16 protein-coding genes and 1 tRNA gene are annotated in these 18,870 nt (G+C 41.0%); 10 read left to right on the top strand and 7 right to left on the bottom strand.

Features of this window, described 5'->3' with window-relative positions; genetic code table 11:
* Positions 1-104: 104 nt before the first annotated feature.
* From ACTRWE_RS10705 to pepA, 3 genes are all read right to left on the bottom strand, one after another.
* Complete coding sequence (locus tag ACTRWE_RS10705) at positions 105-2,957, bottom strand: valine--tRNA ligase (protein ID WP_427683990.1); 2,853 nt, start codon at positions 2,955-2,957, stop codon at positions 105-107.
* Between the two features lie 58 nt (positions 2,958-3,015).
* Entirely contained in the window at positions 3,016-3,462 is a 447-nt protein-coding gene (locus ACTRWE_RS10710; RefSeq protein WP_008466814.1) for a DNA polymerase III subunit chi, read from the bottom strand.
* A 172-nt stretch (positions 3,463-3,634) separates the two neighbouring features.
* Positions 3,635-5,146 carry a leucyl aminopeptidase gene (gene pepA / locus ACTRWE_RS10715; RefSeq protein WP_008112485.1) on the bottom strand — a complete coding sequence of 504 codons (1,512 nt, stop codon included), beginning with the start codon at positions 5,144-5,146 and terminating at the stop codon, positions 3,635-3,637.
* Positions 5,147-5,453: 307 nt separating this feature from the next.
* Between pepA and lptF the strand changes: the two genes are divergently transcribed.
* Positions 5,454-6,566, top strand: a complete 1,113-nt coding sequence (gene lptF / locus ACTRWE_RS10720) for an LPS export ABC transporter permease LptF (protein ID WP_076919353.1) — start codon at positions 5,454-5,456, stop codon at positions 6,564-6,566.
* On the top strand, positions 6,563-7,630 hold the full coding sequence (lptG, locus tag ACTRWE_RS10725) for an LPS export ABC transporter permease LptG (protein WP_076919314.1): 1,068 nt from the start codon (positions 6,563-6,565) through the stop codon (positions 7,628-7,630). The genes lptF and lptG overlap by 4 nt, the downstream gene beginning before the upstream one ends.
* Positions 7,631-7,727: 97 nt before the next feature.
* Here lptG and ACTRWE_RS10730 read toward each other — a convergent pair whose 3' ends face one another.
* On the bottom strand, positions 7,728-8,228 hold the full coding sequence (locus ACTRWE_RS10730) for an RDD family protein (RefSeq protein WP_427683995.1): 501 nt from the start codon (positions 8,226-8,228) through the stop codon (positions 7,728-7,730).
* Positions 8,229-8,499: 271 nt separating this feature from the next.
* On the opposite strand from ACTRWE_RS10730, the gene ACTRWE_RS10735 reads away from it, so the two are divergent.
* The 4 genes from ACTRWE_RS10735 (at position 8,500) to tyrS (ending at position 12,283) form a co-directional block, all read left to right on the top strand.
* Positions 8,500-8,584 (top strand) — tRNA-Leu (locus ACTRWE_RS10735).
* 531 nt (positions 8,585-9,115) lie between these two features.
* The gene (locus tag ACTRWE_RS10740; RefSeq protein ID WP_427683997.1) at positions 9,116-10,105 is read left to right on the top strand and encodes a fatty acid desaturase; all 990 of its coding nucleotides are present in this window, start codon (positions 9,116-9,118) and stop codon (positions 10,103-10,105) included.
* A gap of 24 nt (positions 10,106-10,129) precedes the next feature.
* Complete coding sequence (locus tag ACTRWE_RS10745; protein WP_427683999.1) at positions 10,130-10,936, top strand: LuxR C-terminal-related transcriptional regulator; 807 nt, start codon at positions 10,130-10,132, stop codon at positions 10,934-10,936.
* Between the two features lie 84 nt (positions 10,937-11,020).
* The gene (tyrS, locus tag ACTRWE_RS10750; RefSeq protein ID WP_427684001.1) at positions 11,021-12,283 is read left to right on the top strand and encodes a tyrosine--tRNA ligase; all 1,263 of its coding nucleotides are present in this window, start codon (positions 11,021-11,023) and stop codon (positions 12,281-12,283) included.
* Between the two features lie 48 nt (positions 12,284-12,331).
* Here tyrS and ACTRWE_RS10755 read toward each other — a convergent pair whose 3' ends face one another.
* Positions 12,332-13,525, bottom strand: coding sequence for an MFS transporter (locus ACTRWE_RS10755; RefSeq protein WP_076922053.1), 1,194 nt, complete (start codon positions 13,523-13,525; stop codon positions 12,332-12,334).
* A gap of 114 nt (positions 13,526-13,639) precedes the next feature.
* Between ACTRWE_RS10755 and ACTRWE_RS10760 the strand changes: the two genes are divergently transcribed.
* Positions 13,640-14,434 (top strand): AraC family transcriptional regulator, encoded by a 795-nt coding sequence (locus ACTRWE_RS10760; RefSeq protein ID WP_075170392.1) that lies wholly within the window; start codon positions 13,640-13,642, stop codon positions 14,432-14,434.
* Here ACTRWE_RS10760 and ACTRWE_RS10765 read toward each other — a convergent pair.
* Together ACTRWE_RS10765 and ACTRWE_RS10770 are read right to left on the bottom strand one after the other, a co-directional pair.
* Positions 14,422-16,491 (bottom strand): TonB-dependent receptor, encoded by a 2,070-nt coding sequence (locus tag ACTRWE_RS10765; RefSeq protein ID WP_427684003.1) that lies wholly within the window; start codon positions 16,489-16,491, stop codon positions 14,422-14,424. The genes ACTRWE_RS10760 and ACTRWE_RS10765 overlap by 13 nt on opposite strands.
* A 56-nt stretch (positions 16,492-16,547) precedes the next feature.
* The gene (locus ACTRWE_RS10770; RefSeq protein WP_427684005.1) at positions 16,548-17,204 is read right to left on the bottom strand and encodes a YoaK family protein; all 657 of its coding nucleotides are present in this window, start codon (positions 17,202-17,204) and stop codon (positions 16,548-16,550) included.
* Positions 17,205-17,347: 143 nt separating this feature from the next.
* On the opposite strand from ACTRWE_RS10770, the gene ACTRWE_RS10775 reads away from it, so the two are divergent.
* From ACTRWE_RS10775 to ACTRWE_RS10785, 3 genes are all read left to right on the top strand, one after another.
* A complete protein-coding gene (locus tag ACTRWE_RS10775; RefSeq protein WP_041708743.1) occupies positions 17,348-17,596 on the top strand; it encodes a TIGR03643 family protein in 249 nt (82 codons plus the stop codon).
* Positions 17,597-17,669: 73 nt separating this feature from the next.
* A complete protein-coding gene (locus ACTRWE_RS10780) occupies positions 17,670-18,041 on the top strand; it encodes a hypothetical protein (protein ID WP_427684007.1) in 372 nt (123 codons plus the stop codon).
* Positions 18,042-18,050: 9 nt separating this feature from the next.
* Positions 18,051-18,870: endonuclease/exonuclease/phosphatase family protein (locus tag ACTRWE_RS10785; protein WP_462879984.1), on the top strand; the 820-nt coding region annotated here is incomplete at its 3' end.

Consider the following 18,870-nt stretch of genomic DNA (forward strand, 5'->3'; position numbering starts at 1 on the left):
GCCTAGACACAAAAAAGCCGCTTACAGCAAATGCAGTACGCGGCTTTTTTTATACTTATAAATTAACTGTTTACGAATGGCGTAAGCCATCCGTAACAGCTTAATTATAAGCTTTCTATTTTAACTTTTTGCTCTAGTAGCTTAGTTTTAGCATCGGTAAATTCAGCTAGCTTAGCATTTTCTTTAGCCAGTACTGCTTCAGGTGCGTTGTTAACAAACTTTTCGTTAGCGAGTTTGTTTTGCACTTGGGCTAGCCCTTTTTCTGCTTTTTCAAGTTGCTTGTTAATTCGTGCAAGCTCGGCTTCAACGTCAATTAAGCCCGCCATTGGGATCATAATCTCAAGGTTGCCAACATAAGAGGTTGCACACGCTGGAGCATCGTCTTTGTTTTCAAGCAGGGTAAACGCTTCAAGCTTAGCTAATGACGCTAGGAATGATTCATTCTCGTTTATACGGCGCACATCATCGCTTGATGCGTTAGCCAGTAAAACGCTAAGTGGTTTACTTGGGCTGATATCCATTTCACCACGGATATTACGAATTGCTAAAATGAATTGCTTAACCCACTCTAAATCGTCCATTGCTTGTGCATCAACATTGGCTTGGTTATAAACAGGGAAACCCTGAACCATAATACTGGTACCCGCTGTTTCAAGGCCAGCAAGTGGTGCAACACGTTGCCAAATCGTTTCAGTGATGTAAGGCATCATTGGGTGCATTAAGCGTAATAAGCTTTCAAGTACGGTAATAAGGGTATGACGTGTACCGCGTTGCTGTGCTTCATTACCTTTAAATAATACCGGCTTCGTCAGCTCTAAGTACCAATCACAGAACTGGTTCCAGGTGAATTCATAAAGCGTGTTCGCCGCTAAATCAAAACGGTAGTTATCAAGGTGCTCGGTGTAGGTTTTAACCGTTGCTTCATATTGGCCTAAAATCCAACGATCAGCTAACGAGTACTGTTTTTCACTGTCGTTAAAGCCACAGTCTTGCTCTTCTGTGTTCATTAATACGTAACGGCTTGCGTTCCACAATTTATTACAGAAGTTACGGTAACCTTCAAGGCGGTTCATATCCCAGTTAATATCACGACCAGTTGAAGCCATCGCTGCTAAGGTAAAGCGCAGTGCGTCAGTACCGTGTGCTTCAATCCCGTTTGCAAATACTTTGCGGGTATCTTTTTCAATTTTAGCGGCAAGTTTTGGCTGCATCATATTACCAGTACGTTTTTGTACTAAGTCTTCAAGGCCAATGCCGTCAATCATGTCTAGCGGGTCAAGTACGTTACCTTTTGACTTCGACATTTTATCGCCGTTATCGTCACGTATTAAGCCAGTTACATACACGGTTTTAAAAGGAACTTGTGGTTTGCCGTTTTCATCTTTTATAAAGTGCAGCGTCATCATGATCATACGTGCAACCCAGAAGAAAATGATATCAAAACCAGTTACCAACACGTCAGATGGGTGGAAAGTTTTTAAGTCATCGGTATTTTCTGGCCAACCTTGGGTTGAGAACGTCCACAGTGCTGATGAGAACCAGGTATCAAGAACGTCTTCGTCTTGGCTTAGTGTTACGCTATCTGCAATATTATTATCGCGACGTACTTCAGCTTCATCACGACCAACGTATACGTTGCCTTCGCTGTCGTACCAAGCTGGAATACGGTGACCCCACCAAAGCTGGCGTGAAATACACCAATCTTGTACGTCGTTCATCCACGAAAAGTACATGTTTTCGTATTGCTTAGGTACAAACTGAATGTCGCCGTTTTTAACTGCGTCTTTTGCAGGTTCAGCAAGTGGTGCAACACGCACATACCACTGGTCAGTTAGTAGTGGTTCGATAACAACACCAGAACGGTCACCGTAAGGAACTGTCAGGCCATGGTCTTCAATTTTTTCAAGTAGGCCTAGCTCTTCAAATTCAGCAACAATCGCTTTACGTGCGTCAAAACGGTCAAGGCCATGTAAGCGCTCAGGAATAGGCGCGTCAAATTCAAGTTCTTTGCCGTCAAAGGTGTAGGTTTCACCTTGAGTTAAAATCGCCGCGTCTTTATCGAAGATATTAATCATCGGCATCTGGTGGCGCTTGCCTACTTCGTTATCGTTAAAGTCGTGCGCAGGGGTTATTTTTACACAACCCGTCCCTTTGTCTTTATCGGCATGTTCATCGGCAACAATTTTAATACGACGATTAACGATTGGTAGTAAAATCTCTTTACCGATTAGGTCTTGGTAGCGCTCGTCATCGGGGTTTACGGCCACACCTGAGTCACCTAACATGGTTTCTGGGCGCGTAGTGGCTACAACAATGTAGTCTTTACCGTCTTGTGTTTTTACGCCATCAGCAAGTGGATAACGTAAGTTCCACATGTGGCCTTGTTTGTCTTTGTTTTCAACTTCAAGATCAGAAATCGCAGTGTGTAATTTTGGATCCCAGTTTACTAGGCGTTTACCACGGTAAATTAGGTTTTCTTTATGAAGGCGTACAAATACTTCTTTAACAGCTTCTGATAGGCCATCGTCCATAGTAAAACGTTCACGATCCCAATCAACAGAAGCACCAAGACGACGAAGTTGTTTAGTGATTGTGCCACCAGACTCGTTTTTCCATTCCCAAATTTTATCGATGAAAGCTTCACGGCCTAAATCGTGGCGTGTTTTCCCTTCTTCTGCCGCAAGCTTTCGCTCTACAAGCATTTGCGTGGCAATACCTGCGTGGTCAGTACCTACTTGCCATAATGTATTGTTACCTTGCATACGTTTAAAGCGCGTTAAGGTATCCATGATGGTATCTTGGAAAGCGTGGCCCATGTGTAAGCTACCCGTGACATTTGGCGGCGGGATCATAATTGAATATGGGGTGCCTTGGCCAGATGGCTTAAAGTAGCCTTTTTGTTCCCAGTCTTGATAGAGAGACTGTTCAATATCTTGCGGATTGTAGGTTTTATCCATTACACAGAACCTTAAATAAGTACTTAAATGAGTTAGTTAGCTTTGTACGCAGTGAGCGTTAGCGATTAATATCTTGCGTGGTGATATTGGCACCGAGTTGGCGTAGTTTTTTAAAACGCTCGCGAGCGGCTTGTTTGGCTACGGGCTCTACGGGTACAAAATCAAAAACTTGGTTAAACCGACGAATAAAATCCGGTAAGTGATTGGCCAAGTTAATTAATACTTTACGATTACCAACGGGTGGTGTTGTGCCAATTTCTACAGGTGCGCCGCCCTTAGGGCCTTCACCTTGTAAATTATGGGGCACAAAACTGTCGGCATCAAATGTCCAAATCGTTTCGTCAATGCTGTTGGCGGTTACTTCGCTATCTACAAAAATAAATACGCGTTGACCAAGCCGATACTGTTGCCCAGCTATTTGAGCTGCTAAAGCAAAGTGATCATCGGCTTTAGCTAATGACTCATCTTGTTGCTTTAAAATGAAAAACTGGGCATTCATGTTCATTGTATCGGGATTTCCCATGACATTGATTGTGCTGTTATTAAATACACACAAATTAAGAAGGAGATTTTGCCATATAACGGTGTTTGCTTCAATTAATACCCAATAAATAAGGCGCTTTAAAAGCGCCTTATTTTATACTCTACATTGGGCTGTAAAGCCTTTTACAGGTTTGTTAGTCTTGTGTTGCTTCGCTAATGCCAGCTCGGTTTAATAAATATTGCGTTAGCATAGGAACAGGGCGACCCGTGGCACCTTTTTTAGCACCACTTCGCCATGCTGTGCCGGCAATATCTAAATGAGCCCAGTTATACTTTTTAGTAAATTTAGATAAGAAGCAGGCCGCGGTAATAGTACCTGCAGCACGGCCACCTAAGTTAGTAAAGTCGGCAAATGGGCTCTCAAGTTGATCTTGATAATCATCCCATAATGGCAGTTGCCATGCACGGTCGCCGCTTTGCTCAGACGCTTTTAATAAATCATGCGCCAGTGGATTATGATTAGCTAATAACCCCGTAGCATGGGCACCTAAGGCAACAATACACGCACCGGTTAATGTTGCAACATCAATGACGGTTTCTGGTTCAAAACGCTCTACATAGGTCAGCGCATCACATAACACTAAACGGCCTTCGGCATCGGTGTTAAGTACTTCAACCGTTTGCCCTGACATAGTGGTTAAAATATCACCAGGGCGATAGGCATTTGAGCTTGGCATGTTTTCACAGCCGGCTAAAACGCCAATTACGTTTATAGGTAGCTGCATTTGTGCAAGCGAGCGCATAGCACCAATAACACCAGCAGCGCCACCCATGTCGTATTTCATTTCATCCATGCCTTCGCCTGGTTTTAATGAAATACCGCCTGAGTCAAAGGTTAAACCTTTACCAACTAACACAATAGGCGCTTGGTCATCGCCTGCGCCTTTGTAATTAATTATAGACATAACCGATTCGTTATCACTACCACGACCAACTGCTAGGTATGAGTTCATACCTAGTTCTGCCATTTTATCTTCGCCAATCAGCTCAACAGTGATGTTGTCAAAATTAGTCTCAAGTTCTTTGGCTTGCTCGCCAAGGTATGCCGGGTTACAAATATTAGGCGGCATATTGGCAACGTCTTTACACAGCTTACTGCCTGCTGCAATCGCTAAGCCATGCTCAATGGCACTTTCGCCTATAGTCAGTTCACGGCGAGTAGGGACGTTAAATACCATTTTACGCAGTGGGCGACGTGGGTCTACTTTCTTACTTTTTAGCTGATTAAAAGTGTATAAACAGTCTTGGGTTGTTTCCACCGCTTGACGTACTTTCCAATAGGTATCACGGCCTTTAACATGTTGCTCAGTTAAAAAGCATACCGCTTCCATCGAGCCTGTTTCGTTTAAGGTATTGATAGTTTTAGAAATAATTTGTTTATATTGTTTGTCGTCTAGTTCGCGTTCTTTACCGCAGCCAACGAGTAAAATACGTTCGCTTAAAATATTAGGTACATGGTGTAATAGTAATACTTGCCCTGGCTTACCTTCTAAGTCGCCACGGCGTAATAAATTTGAGATATAACCATCGCTGATTTTATCAAGTTGTTCACCAATGGGGGATAACCTGCGTGGTTCGTATACGCCAACAACAATACATGCACTGCGTTGTTTTTCTGGGCTACCACTTTTTACGTTGAATTCCATTGTCACTCCTGATTTTGAGTCATCTATAGAAGCTAAGTTGGGACTAAAAATGTGTTTTCTAGTCTTTTTACCTAAATTTTTAGGTCTAGCGCTAATATTAGTAGATTTTACTCGACTCTTACTGTGTATTTGAACTTTATATGCTTAAGGGTTACTAATGCAACATTATATCGTGATGTTAGGTAGGATAATTAATATTGATGGCTTATAATATGTGCTTAATACTCATTTAAAATGAGTGAATTAACTAGTTCACTCATTGTTTTTTATTACTAAATTGAAATTCCATGTTTAACAGGGGCGAATGTTGCTAATTTTCCGTTATTTGACCACTGAGGTTTTAAAATCGCAGGTCGCCGTATTTTTAACTTTAATGACCATATTTTTGTCGCAAAAGTTTGTTGTTATTCTTGGTGATGCCTCAGAGGGGAGTATCCCTGCTAAACTCGTGTTTGCCATGATTGCGCTTAAGTTGCCGCAGTTAGCATCGTTAATTTTGCCACTGAGTTTATTTTTAGGAATTATTCTAGCTTATAGCCGTATTTACGCTGACAGTGAAATGACAGTACTTAAAGCCTGTGGCGTGAGTGAGTGGTATGTAGTGCGTATTACGCTAATCTCAAGTGTCATCTTAGCGTTACTGGCTGCCGTACTTACTTTATACATTGCACCGTGGGCAAGCGAGCAAGAATACCAACTTAAAGAACAAGCCAAGGCTGATGCTGGTTTATCTGCACTTCGAGCGGGGCGTTTTCAGCAAACCGGTAACGAAAAAGCTGTGGTATTTATTCATAATATTGAAAATGGCGGCAAAGAGCTCAACAAAGTTTTTGTTGCCCAGCTACCCGATAGCGAAAAAGGTGACTTAGCGCGTTTAGTTTATGCAGAGCAAGGTGTTGTTATTGAAGCGCAAAATGGTGAGCAGCAGTTAGTACTTACTGATGGTAAACGTTACGAAACCGATGGCGAAGCGCCTTCACTTAATTTAACTGAGTTTGATGGCTACAGCGTACAAATTCGCGAGCAAGAAATAGAACACCAACGTCGTAAGTTAGAAGCCGTGCCAACTCGTGAATTAATGGCTATTAACACCCCTGAAGCAATTGCACAGTGGCAATGGCGTTTGGCAATTCCGTTATCTATACCATTATTAACTTTACTTGCAGTACCCCTGAGTGTTGTTAATCCACGCCAAGGTAAATTTGCTAAATTAGTGCCCGCTTTGAGCTTATATTTAGGGTATTTCATTTTACTTAACGCGGCCAAGTTTGCGGTAGAAGACGGTAAAATTCCGCCCTCTATTGGTCTGTGGTGGATTCACTTAAGTGCATTATTTATTGGTAGTTTATTAATTATTAAAGGCCGTCCATTAGGTGTGTGGCTGAAGGCTGTCGTGACTAAACGGGAGCAACACGTATGATGAAAACGCTTGATTGGTATTTAGGTCGCAGCATTATGCAAACCACTGGGTTTGCGTTAATGGTGCTGGTTGGGATCAGTACTTTAATTAAATTCATAGAGCAGCTTAAATCAGTTGGCCGAGGTAGTTACGACATAATGACCGCCTTGTTATATACCATTTATAGTATGCCTGGCGATTTAGTGGTGTTTTTCCCGATGGCAGCACTTATTGGTGGCTTAACAGGACTAGGCGCTTTGGCCTCTAATAGTGAGCTGGTAGTGATGCAAGCCGCGGGTATGTCGCGTTTACAAATTATTGGCTCGGTAATGAAAACCGCTATTTTTATGGCCCTGTGCGTAATGGCATTAGGGGAGTGGGGTGCGCCCGCCGCTCAGTTGCATGCTAAGGAAATGCGTAACCAAGCCATTCATGGCGGGGATGTATTTAATGCGCAAAAAGGTGTGTGGGCAAAAGATGGCAGTAACTTTATTAATATTGAAGATGTTGACCAAAATGGCATGCTGCGCGGCGTTAATATGTATCACTTTGATAAATCGTTACTACTTACACAAATCACTAAAGCAAAAGAAGCTGTAGGGCGTGATAATGGCTGGCTACTGCGCGATGTGAACAAAGTCATGATCAGTGAAGAGCTAATTACCACGGAACAAGTTTCTGAAGAGTTTTATCCGTCGCAGCTTACCGCTGAAAAACTCGGTGTGGTTTCAGTAAAACCAGAGTCACTGTCGTTTTCAGGATTGTGGTCATATTTAGCTTATTTACAGCAAAATGAGCAAGACACCAGTACCTATGATTTAGCATTATGGCGTAAATTAATGCAGCCTGTGTCTATTGCCGTGATGTTGTTAGTTGCCTTGTCGTTTATATTTGGTCCGCTGCGAACCGTAACTATGGGGGCACGAATTATCATGGGAGTGGTAACGGGGATAGTGTTTCACTTAACTAATGAGATATTTGGCCCTGTGGTAATGGTATATCAAATCCCAGCGATTGTAGGCGCCGTTCTACCGAGCATTTTATTTACTGGGTTTGCAGCTTATTTGATGAATAAGCGGGTGTAGCTAGATTTAAAGCTTAAATAAAAAACGCGGCCTTTTTTAAAAGTGCCGCGTTTTTTATGCTTTAGCTTGAGGTTATACCAATTCACTAGATTAAGTATTAATCTAGTTCGCGATACACGCGTTTATTTTCTTCTTTGGTGAGCGTAACCACTTCGGTTTTTGATAAGTAATCTTGTAGTGCTTTTTTATTTTTAAAGTCGACTAATACCACTAAATTACCTAAACCAAGTAATGCGCTGATACTGCGGATAATAGCTTGTGGCCAGCTAATTAAACTTCCTTGGCTGGTTTGTACTTTTAAGCGCCATGCGCGCATACCAATTGTTTGCCCGCTTTTTGTCCAAAAATAACCAAAAAACACCAAACCAACAAGTACCAACAGCGAGCTACGAATTCCCGAAAGTAATAGTGAACCCTGAATACGTGCAGATACATCTTCAGCACCATTAAGGGCAATAACATCAAGGGAAATAAGCCCTTGGATAGCAAATAAATACAATACCACCGTTAGCATCGCAAAAGCGATTATAGCTAATGTATCGTAAACTAACGACGCAAAACGACGCCAAAACCCTGCCCGTGGAAACTCAGCCGACATAAATATACTCTCACTGTTAATATGCGCGATAGTTTAGCAAATAAGCCGCTAAATACTACCTATTACGCTACGTGCTCAACTGGGTATTGGTTCAAATGTTAATGGTTGCCTAAATGTTAAGCGGTTGATCATACTTAATACATAAAACGCTTGCCGCTTTGCTTATTGTTTGTATAATGCTAGGCAATGAGATGAAAGAGGGTACATAATCTTTCACTCTTAAGTGGTTTTTCTTTATCTTCTCGTGTTTAGAAGGTTAAAGAAAAATGATGCCAGCGTGATGAAATTGGTATACATGGGGGATTCAAAATCCCCTGCCGCAAGGCGTGCCGGTTCAAGTCCGGCCGCTGGTACCACTTTTTATAGCCCCTGCTAGATTTAGCAGGGGTTTTTTTATGCCTAAGATTTGAGTTGCCGGACTCGAGCGGCACGTGAGGTGCTGCTGTTATAAGTAAAAGTCCGGCCGATGGGTGAGAGTGAACCGAAACGCAGTTTCGCAGTGATTCGAAGTGAGTTCATGGATGAACGATGGATGCAGCTTCAAGGATGAATTATATACTCAGCTATATAGATTATAGCCCCGACCAAATTGGTTGGGGTTTTTTTATGCCTAAGATTTGAGTTGCCGGATTTTAATTACAAAAAATGTGTCCAACATTGCTACTTTTATAAGCAGTAGGTTTTGATCTAAACTTGGCCTGTAAACGTTTTGGTTTACCTAACCTTAAGCTCTGCTTGAGATAGGTTTCTTATCCAGAACTAAGGTTATATAGTAAACACAGGCCTGACTTTAATCGTATTTTTCATTGATACGGGTGTGCTAAGTTATGCAATGTGTTTTGACTCGGGTATTATATACCTCAACCTCTTGTTGCGAATAAAACATCATGACTCAACTAACCGCAAAACAGAATATTCAAGCCATTGTAAAAGCGATTAAGGCTGAAGAAGCATTACTGCGTAAAAAACACCCGCTATTAATGCATCAAAATACCTTAGGAATGGCTATTTTATTACTTTCTTTGAGTGCATTAATCGGAATTGGCACGCTGTATTATTTTGCTATTATTCCCGCTTGGCTATGCATTATTTTAGCGGCCATTGCTACCTCAATTTCCCATGAGCTTGAGCATGACTTAATTCACAAACAGTACTTTAGCAACCAACCATTTTTGCATAATTTTATGATGTTAACCGTGTGGCTGATGCGTCCTAATACCATAAGCCCATGGTACCGTCGCAAGATGCATTTACATCATCATAAAACGTCGGGTACTGAGCAAGATTTAGAAGAGCGTTTGGTAGGTAATGGTATTAAAAATCCGTTTTTACGTGCCTTGGTAATTGTTGATGGATTACTCGGTTTATTAATTAATGCAAAGCGCTTTAGTAAAGAAATTAAAGGTTTTAGCTTTTTTAAAGTATTTAACGCAGGTTTTCCGATTACTACCGCGTATTTCGCCATTTTATATAGCGTAATTGCGTTTCACTTAGTTAATTTGTTCACTCCATTGGCAGCTAATTCACCGGTATTATTGCTTGATGTAATGCATGTATTTGAATTTCTAATGGTGGTACTGATTGTGCCTAATATTGTACGTTCGAGCTCCCTTAATTTTGTTACTTCAAGTATGCATTATTATGGCGGTGTGAATAATATGCTTGAACAAACTCACGTCATCACCAGCCGTTTGTTTATGCCATTTAATTTATTTTGCTTTAACTTTGGGCATACTCATACTATTCATCATTTTGTGCCGAATCAGCCGTTTTATTTACGACAAATGATCAGTAAAAAAATCCTTGAAGTGATGCGCCAACACGGCGTGCGTTTTAATGATTTTGCCAGTATTAAGCAAGCAAACTTGTATCAGTAATACTCAGTGTAAAATGGCATCATAATGCAGTCGGACTCGCAGCAGCAATTAACTCAGCAAGATGCGTTAGCGCAATGTGTACAAGCTATAAAGGGGACCAGTTTTGCGCAAAAGCTGGTTAATTACATTGCCCTTATTGTTGAGTTTGATTGTGCGGTTGTATTGGCTTGCAGAGTAAATAAGCATCCCATTTATTTATTCGATTCTATCGAGAAACAGCGTGAACTTTTATTTCAGCGCTACCTTACTAACTCGTTTGTAAACGACCCTTTTTATACTGAACTGGTTAGTAAAGCTGAGGAAGGAGTATTTCGGCTCGCTGATATAGCTAGTTATCAAGATGAACTGACCTTTAAAGTATATCAACAGCAGTTTTATACTCACACTGGCTGGACTGATGAGCTAAGTATTTGTACTAATATAGGTAACGGTCGCTCGATTGTTATTTACCTTGGTTTATTATCCAATAACCAGCGCTTTAGTGCGTTGCAAAAGCAGCAATTAATAGCACATTTTAATTTAATAAAAGCACTGTGTAGCCAACATTGGGGTAGCCAAAAATTACTATTAAATCAATTTAATAGTTCAGTTACTGGGCAGCTTATAGAAAATGCCCTCACGTCATTTGCTAACCAACAACTCACTCAACGAGAGCATCAGGTTGCTTGTCTAATTGTGCAAGGTTGCGACTCCGCAGATATTGCTGCTCAGCTTGGGATCACCCTAGGTACAGTTAAAAACCATCGCAAACGTATATATTCGCAGTTAAACGTTGCTTCACTAAGTGAATTTTTTCGACTGTTTTTAAACCATTTAATGCGCACAGAATAAAATGCGTTTATGTCCCTTTAGGGATATAGTGCCCATCGCTGAGTTTAATTAGTATTTTTCTTATAGATAATTTTGAGAAATACGATGACAGCACATTTACTTAATGACATTACGCAGCGTGGTTTAGTCTCTCAAGTGAGTAATATTGAGCAATTAACCCAGAAGCTTGAAACCCCACAGGTGGTTTACTGTGGCTTCGATCCTACCGCAGGTAGCTTACATATAGGTCACTTAGTACCATTAATAATGCTAAAGCGTTTTATGGATGCAGGGCATCAAGGTGTGGCATTAATTGGGGGGGCTACAGGATTGATTGGTGACCCGAGTTTTAAAGCCACTGAGCGTAGCCTAAATACCAAACAAACGGTGTCGCAATGGGTGGATGCGCTTGCAAACCAAGTTGAGAGTGTACTTGGTCCGCATTTAAACCTGCCACTGCAAATAAAAAATAACGCTGACTGGTTTAGCAGTATTGATGTATTAGACTTTTTTCGTGATGTAGGTAAACACTTTTCAATTAACACCATGATCAACCGCGAGTCAGTAAAACAACGTTTGCAACGTCCAGACCAAGGCTTGTCGTTTACTGAATTTAGTTACTCCTTATTGCAGTCGTATGACTTTGCTAAGCTCAATAGTGAGCTAAATTGTACTTTGCAGATAGGCGGTAACGATCAGTGGGGTAATATCGTCAGTGGAATTGATTTAACCCGCCGTTTAAACCAGCAAACAGTGTTTGGTTTAACGTTGCCACTTATTACCAAGTCAGACGGTACAAAATTTGGAAAAACCGAGGGCGGTGCTATTTGGCTCAACCCCAAAAAAACCTCACCGTATCGTTTTTATCAGTTTTGGTTAAATTGTGAAGATGCTGATGTGTATAACTTTTTGCGTTTTTATACTTTTTTATCAGTTAAAGAAATTGAGGCCATAGAAGCAAACGATAAGATAAGCGGCCAAAAGCCTCAAGCACAGCGCATTTTAGCTGAGCAATTAACACGTTTTGTTCATGCTGAAGAAGGCTTGGCAAGTGCGCAGCGTATCACCGAGTTGTTATTTAATGGTCAGGTGCAAACACTCACCTTGGCAGAACTTGAACAATTAGAGCAAGATGGACTAACCGTGAACACTATTAGCGACATGCAAATAAGTATTGCTGAGTTACTAGTTAAAAGTAAACTGGCCAGCTCAAAGCGACAGGCGCGTGAATTAATAACAGCTAATGCGATTAAAATTAATAGTATGGTCGTTACTGACGAGCATGCGCAGCTTGATATTTCGTTGTTTGAACGCTTTTGGATAATGCAACGTGGCAAAAAGCAATTCAGGCTTATTAAACTAGTTTAAAGTATAAACAGTGGGCTTATGATTACACGGCCCACCTTAAATTTACACTTAGGCCTTGTTGCGTATAGTAATATTCCGTCCGCCTAAATAGCCAAACATAGCGCTTAGTGCACTCGCACTCGCGCAAAACCACAAAGTAGATGTCCAGTTACCAAAATAACTATGTAGTGCACCTGCAATAATAGGCCCCGTAGCGGCAAGTAAATAACCAATACACTGCGCCATACCTGAAAGGGCAGCAGCTTGATGTGAGTCGTGAGTACGTAAACTTATAAACGACAAGCCCAATATAAAGCATGCACCCGAGCAAAACCCCATAGTAATTGACCACACAAACGCATGTACTGGCATATACAGTAGTCCTATTGAAGATAGGCTTGCCAATACTCCTAAGGCAAAGGTGAGTACACGCTGATCTTTCAGTTTTGCTAATAAAGGAATTAGGATAATACCAGGCAATGCCGAAGCCACCTGAAATGAGCCTTGTAATGCACCCGCTTGCTGTGCATTGAAGCCACTGTCAATTAATATACTTGGTAACCAGCCTATAATTATATAAGTAAATAACGAATTACAGCCAAGTAGCAAGGTAATTTGCCACGCAAGCGCTTGGTGCCACACTTTAACCTCATCGGTATTTTCAACCAGATCTTTAGTTGGTTTGGTGCGTAGCTTTAATTGCGGTAACCAAATAAATAAACTTAGTAATGTAATTAACGCATAACTGGCCAAAGCGATTTGCCAACCTATTTGTTTATATTCTGCAAGTGGAATAATTAACGCTGAGTAACTACCACCAAAAATACCCATAGCAAGTACATACGCCGAGGTCATTACTGCTACTTTATGTGCAAAGTCGCGCTTAATTAAACTCGGTAGCAGTACATTACCTATCGCAATGCCTACCCCGATGACAACGGTGCCTAAATAGAGTATCGGCACAGAATCTATCATGCGTGATGCTAAGCCTAGGCCAATCAAAATAAGAGCAATAAATAGCGATACTTCTAAACCTTGCCTCTTAGCTAAACTAGTTGCTAATGGGCTTGCTAAAGCAAATGCAATTAAAGGTAAGGTGGTAAGCATACCGGCTTGTGATGCGCTTAAATTAAAACTAAGAATTATTTGGTCCAATACAGGAGCTAAACCAGTCACCGGCGCACGTAAGTTACTAGCAATAAGTATAATACCCAGTATTAATAATGCGAAAGATAAACGAGATTGAGGTTGTTGGATTAACAAGGTAAATGTCCTAGCAAGTTAGTTATTTAGCAAGAGGCAATTGAGCCTAGTATAAAGGCTTAATCATCACTATAATTTAGTAAAAGAGACATTAAATAACTAAAAACAGACAAAATGCAGCTTTCCCAAGATTGGAATGAAATAATAAACTTTGAAATTATGCCGCAGCCGGTTATTGCAAAAATAGAATATGCCCAGCTTAGCCGTGAAATTCCACTGCATACACACCCAAAAGGGCAGTTAATTTTAGCTCTATACGGCTATGTTACTTGTGAAGTAGCAACAAAAATGTGGATGGTACCTACCCACAGTGCTATTTGGATCCCAGCAAATGTAGAGCACAGTAATAGGGCATCTGATAATGCGCATTTATGCCATTTATTCATTGATGTAAACTTACAAGGAATGCCAGCTACAGCCTGTACATTAACTATCAGTCCTCTTGTAAAAGAATTAATGCTTAGTTTGGCAGGTAACCAGCAAAACTATAGCTTAATAGGTAAAACCGCGCGGCTTGCACAAGTATTATTTGATCAACTAGTGGATATGCCAATTCAACCTTTAGATTTTGTACTATCAAAAAATAGTGTGATTAAAAACATGAGTAATCAGCTTATTAGTCAGCCTTATAGCCGCAAAACATTACCACAATGGGCGCAGCAATTTGCTTTAACTGAGCGTACTTTAGCGCGATTGATAAAAAAAGAAACAGGCATGACCTTTGGTAAATGGCGTACTCAATTGCATATTATAATTGCACTGCAGGCGTTATCTAATCAGCAAAGTGTACAACAGGTATCAGAGTTATTAGGTTATGAATCGGTGAGTGCGTTTATTACTATGTTCAAAAAGGTAATGAAAAAATCGCCCATGCGTTACATGAGCGAACTGGATGCCTACCAATTATAAGTTGCCGAAATCATGGCATTACGCGGTTTTCCTGGGAAGTAACGATCGCCAGTAAAGCTGGTGTAATCGGCGCGTTCAGCGTAGGCAGTGTTGGTTAGATTTATTATTCGCGCACTGAGTAATAATTGTGGGCTTATTTGCCATTGGCCGCGCAAGCTTAAAATATCGTGACCTTGATATTCATATAAGTTTTCAGGGTCGGTAAAATAGCGACTCACATAGTGCCATTGCAGAGCAAGGTTAACACGCTCGTTGGCTTGCCAGTTAAAATCGATATTAGCGACCTTTCGAGGTGCGGTATCAATATCGTTACCTTTAATATTAATACTGCCGATGATTTGCTCATTCGAGTACGTATGTTTGGCATAAGTACCTGCAAAATTAATCGAAAAGTGCTGATTAAAGCTGTGTGCTAACTCAAGCTCAATGCCACGATGTTGAGTTTGGCCGTCATTAACAGTAAAAAAATCACTGTCGCGGTAGATGGTGTTGTGCTTGCTCATCGCATAAGCCGACAAACCGTATCGAGTATTGTTATACACCCCTTTAATACCTAACTCAGCATTATTAGCTATTTCTGCGTCTAAGTCGGCAGTACTTTGCTCGCGTTGTAATTGATAAAGCTCAGCTGCTTGGGGGGCTCTATAGCCTCTTGAAAAGTTAGCGTATAGTGTATTGTTAATATTAAGCTGATAACTCATACCTAGTTTTGGCGAAAGATTACTAAAGCTGTTTTTAGTGCTCTCGGGGCGACTATAACGACAGCCGCCAAAACCACATTCACTGCCATCCTCTTTTGTACGCCCTGTAAGCATATTGTTTTGATAGTCATATTGCATATGCTCATAACGTACACCTGCGGTTATAAGCCAATTATTTAGCTGCCAATCAATAGCGGCAAATGGGGCATATAATGTGGCATCAACTTGGTAATCGTAATGCTTACCTTGCGGTACTGTGGCCACTAAAAATGCAGAACCTTGAGTGGGGTTATCTTGGGTTTGTAAAAAATCGGCTTGTGTAAACTCACCATCAAAACCAAGCTTTAGGTTGGTATTGTCGTTCACATAATGCTGATAAAGCGATTGTAGCCCAAACCCAGTTTGGCTATTTTTTTCAAGTGGTGTGCCGGGTAAAAAGTGTTTAAAAAAGTCCATGCTTTGGTCACGAATATAAGGAGTAACAACAAGCGTGTTCTCACCTAATTGCCAGCTTACTTTACTCCAAGCCCTAAGCGAGCGAGCTTTTCTAAAGGCGTCGGGATCAAAGTTTTGCTGTGCTATATCTTCATCTTTATAGCTTTGAAAACCGCTAATATAACCAGCAGTTTGTTGATCTAAATTAGTATACGTAAGCCCAGAAACTAAGCTTAGGTTGTTATTATTATAGCGATGGCGCACATTTATTTTTTGTTGCTTTACGCTTTCATCATCTCGATAACCGCTATCATCAGTAAAACTAGCATTAATACCTAGGCCTGAATTATCCATGGCATGGCCTGCACGTAATTTATAGCGAGCATAACCGTAAGAGCCATAATCAACACCCAGCAAACCACCACCTTGGGTCGTGTCTGGTGTAATGACGTTAATTACGCCATGCACTGCATTTGAGCCATACAGTGCAGAGCCTGGGCCTTTTAATACTTCAATACGCTGTGCCATCTCACTATGTGCTTCAAACAGCTCATTAATATTACAAAACCCAGCTGCACGAAGAGCTATGCCATCTTCTGCGGTTAAAACACCACCACAAGCGCCCGTTCCAGAAAGTACTTGCGAGCGCAGAGCCGGTAAATACTCTTGGCCATTCCCACGCTGGACATTGGCACCTGCAACGCGTTGTAGCGCTTCCTCTACATGGGTAGGAGCTATAAGCTCAAGCTGTGATTCACTTAATACACTGATAACCAAAGGTAATGGGGTGGAAAGCGCTTCACTACGTGATGCTGTGGTGGTGATACGTTCAATTGATTGCGCGGTATCTTCAGCACACGCACTATTAATTAAACTTAACTGACTGCATAACAATAAAGGGGGTAAATAGTAATATTTCATAAATTCCAGCACATCGGCAATTTGATAAGTTTAGGGTAGGGGATTTTGTGAATTGGTTAAAGCACACTCAACCTATAAACCCGATAAGTAATCGATAAAACAATACAAAAAATGCCGGGCACAACTAAAGTCAGCACTGAGTAATGTTTAAATAGCAATACGCCTACCACTCCGCCGGTTAAAAAACCGGCAATAATTAATACAAAAACAATGCACTTTCTAGTATCGAATGTGTGTCCTTTTAGGGCTTTTCCAAACATTAACCCTAGGTCGGTAAATATACCGGTTAAATGAGTGGTACGCACTACAGCGCCGCTGTAGTTAGTGGCCAAAGCATTTTGTAAGCCGCAGGCGGCAGAGGCGAGTGTAAGTGCGTAAGGGTAGGAATGTTGAAGTAGCTGTGCGCTTACCAGTAGTAAAATACCCTCAATAAATAAGAGCGTATCGTAATGGCGGCCTAGCTTAAGTGAACCCCCTGAAAGCATTAAGCCTGTTAATGCCGAGCCAAATATAAAACTCAGTACAATCGCAATTAAAAATAACGCTGCCTTGATGTTGGTAGTAAGTTCAATAGCTAATGAAGTCACCGACCCTGAAACGTGAGAAATTGCTTGCTGTTCAAACCCTAATAAACCTACTGCGTTTACCATACCGGCAATAAAAGCGAGGGTAAACGCACCATATTCGACCCACTTAGGTAGTTTTGTAAACATCCTTTTAGCTCCGGTTTCAGTGTGTAGATTAATCATACACTTAATTAAAGTTAATAAATGAAAAGAGGTTATATTTTTAACATCACAAGCAAGTGATGATCGCTAAATTTAACTTTTGCGTATCAACCAAATTTGGAATTAATATGTTTAACCAAGAACAGCAATCACGCATTATAGAAATGGCATGGGAAGACAGAACGCCATTTGAAGCCATTGAAAATCTGTATGGGCTAAATTACTCTCAATTAGTTAATTTTATGCGGGAGCATATCTCTAGCGGGTCATTTAAAGTATGGCGTAAGCGCCATGCTGGGCGTAAAACTAAACACCTAAAGTTACGCGACCCCGCGATTATGCGCAGTCATTGTAAAACACAGTACAAGCAACGTTAATTTTTCTCATTTCATGTAATGTTCAGGCTTAGCCGTTAATACTCTTCAGTAATGATCACACTGGAGAATCGCCATGAAATCACTAATCAGTATTTTAGTAATGGTTTTTACGCTAACGGCAACAAACGCATTTGCAGTGCCACACAAAGACAAACATGAAAATAAGCATGCTAATAAACACCACTGGAAAAAGCATAAATATAACCAATACCATGACAAAAAACGAATCTCTAAAAAACAAGCAAGGCATTTAATTCGCCAAGGGTGGACTCCACCAGGATGGCACACCCGTTATCATCAAGGCGATATCCTTGGGCATGACATTTATAAGCGTGCTAGAGTAATAGACCGAGAAAGAGACACAGTGCGAGTTGAAGTTGATCGCACTATTATTCATCTAGTGCACGACACTCGTGAAATACTCTCTATTTTACAGCGCTATTAGGATTTATAAATGCTCACTGTATTGGTCATAGTTACTGGCTTGTTGTTATTAATAACCTTATTACCCCTGTCATACAGTCAGCATTACTTGATACGTAGTTGCGACTTTGTGCGCTTGCAGGTGTGCTACCTAGCAAGCGCTGTAGTTATCGTGGCACTGATAGGTATGTGGCAAAGCGACTTTATTGCATACTCATTAATAGCGGCTGTTGCTTTAATTATCTGTGCGCTTCAAGCTAAGTGGATTTATCCCTACACTTGGTTTGCTAAAAAAGAAGTATTAACAGCGCCAAAAAGTAGTGATCATAGCATCAGAATCTTATCCGCTAATGTACTGATGTCGAATCGACATAGTGAGCAGTTAATCAACTTAGTCGATAAATATCAGCCCGATTTACTTATCACCTTAGAAAGCGATAGTTGGTGGCAAGATAAATTGTCCGTGCTTAAAAAGCACTACCCACATCAAGTACAGTGTCCAAAAGATAACCGCTACGGCATGCATGTCTTTAGTAAATTTAACATACTCGATGCACAAATTTGTGCACTTATAGAAGATGACATTCCCTCTATTCATATTTTGTTTGAAAATCATCAAGGGCTAAAAATGCAAGGCCACTTTATTCATCCCGCGCCACCGAGCCCAACAGAAAAAGATTCATCGCGTCCGCGCGATAGCGAACTAATAATGGTGGCTAAAGCGCTTAAAAATCCAAGCCGCCCGACGATAGTCGCCGGCGATTTAAATGATGTAGCTTGGTCACGCAGCACCCGTTTATTTATGCAAATCAGTGGCTTTTTAGACCCACGTAAAGGACGGGGCTTTTATA

The organism is Pseudoalteromonas sp. G5_S1_54_S4 (assembly GCF_054968565.1).

What these genes read in the sequence shown, in the direction of transcription:
- ACTRWE_RS10760 (WP_075170392.1), top strand. Translation starts at nt 13,640, where the DNA reads ATGCAGCTTTCCCAAGATTGGAATGAAATAATAAACTTTGAAATTATG.
- pepA (WP_008112485.1), bottom strand. Translation starts at nt 5,146, where the DNA reads ATGGAATTCAACGTAAAAAGTGGTAGCCCAGAAAAACAACGCAGTGCA.
- tyrS (WP_427684001.1), top strand. Translation starts at nt 11,021, where the DNA reads ATGACAGCACATTTACTTAATGACATTACGCAGCGTGGTTTAGTCTCT.
- ACTRWE_RS10740 (WP_427683997.1), top strand. Translation starts at nt 9,116, where the DNA reads ATGACTCAACTAACCGCAAAACAGAATATTCAAGCCATTGTAAAAGCG.
- ACTRWE_RS10730 (WP_427683995.1), bottom strand. Translation starts at nt 8,228, where the DNA reads ATGTCGGCTGAGTTTCCACGGGCAGGGTTTTGGCGTCGTTTTGCGTCG.
- ACTRWE_RS10770 (WP_427684005.1), bottom strand. Translation starts at nt 17,204, where the DNA reads ATGTTTACAAAACTACCTAAGTGGGTCGAATATGGTGCGTTTACCCTC.
- ACTRWE_RS10705 (WP_427683990.1), bottom strand. Translation starts at nt 2,957, where the DNA reads ATGGATAAAACCTACAATCCGCAAGATATTGAACAGTCTCTCTATCAA.
- ACTRWE_RS10765 (WP_427684003.1), bottom strand. Translation starts at nt 16,491, where the DNA reads ATGAAATATTACTATTTACCCCCTTTATTGTTATGCAGTCAGTTAAGT.
- ACTRWE_RS10775 (WP_041708743.1), top strand. Translation starts at nt 17,348, where the DNA reads ATGTTTAACCAAGAACAGCAATCACGCATTATAGAAATGGCATGGGAA.
- ACTRWE_RS10780 (WP_427684007.1), top strand. Translation starts at nt 17,670, where the DNA reads ATGAAATCACTAATCAGTATTTTAGTAATGGTTTTTACGCTAACGGCA.
- lptG (WP_076919314.1), top strand. Translation starts at nt 6,563, where the DNA reads ATGATGAAAACGCTTGATTGGTATTTAGGTCGCAGCATTATGCAAACC.
- ACTRWE_RS10745 (WP_427683999.1), top strand. Translation starts at nt 10,130, where the DNA reads ATGCAGTCGGACTCGCAGCAGCAATTAACTCAGCAAGATGCGTTAGCG.
- ACTRWE_RS10710 (WP_008466814.1), bottom strand. Translation starts at nt 3,462, where the DNA reads ATGAACATGAATGCCCAGTTTTTCATTTTAAAGCAACAAGATGAGTCA.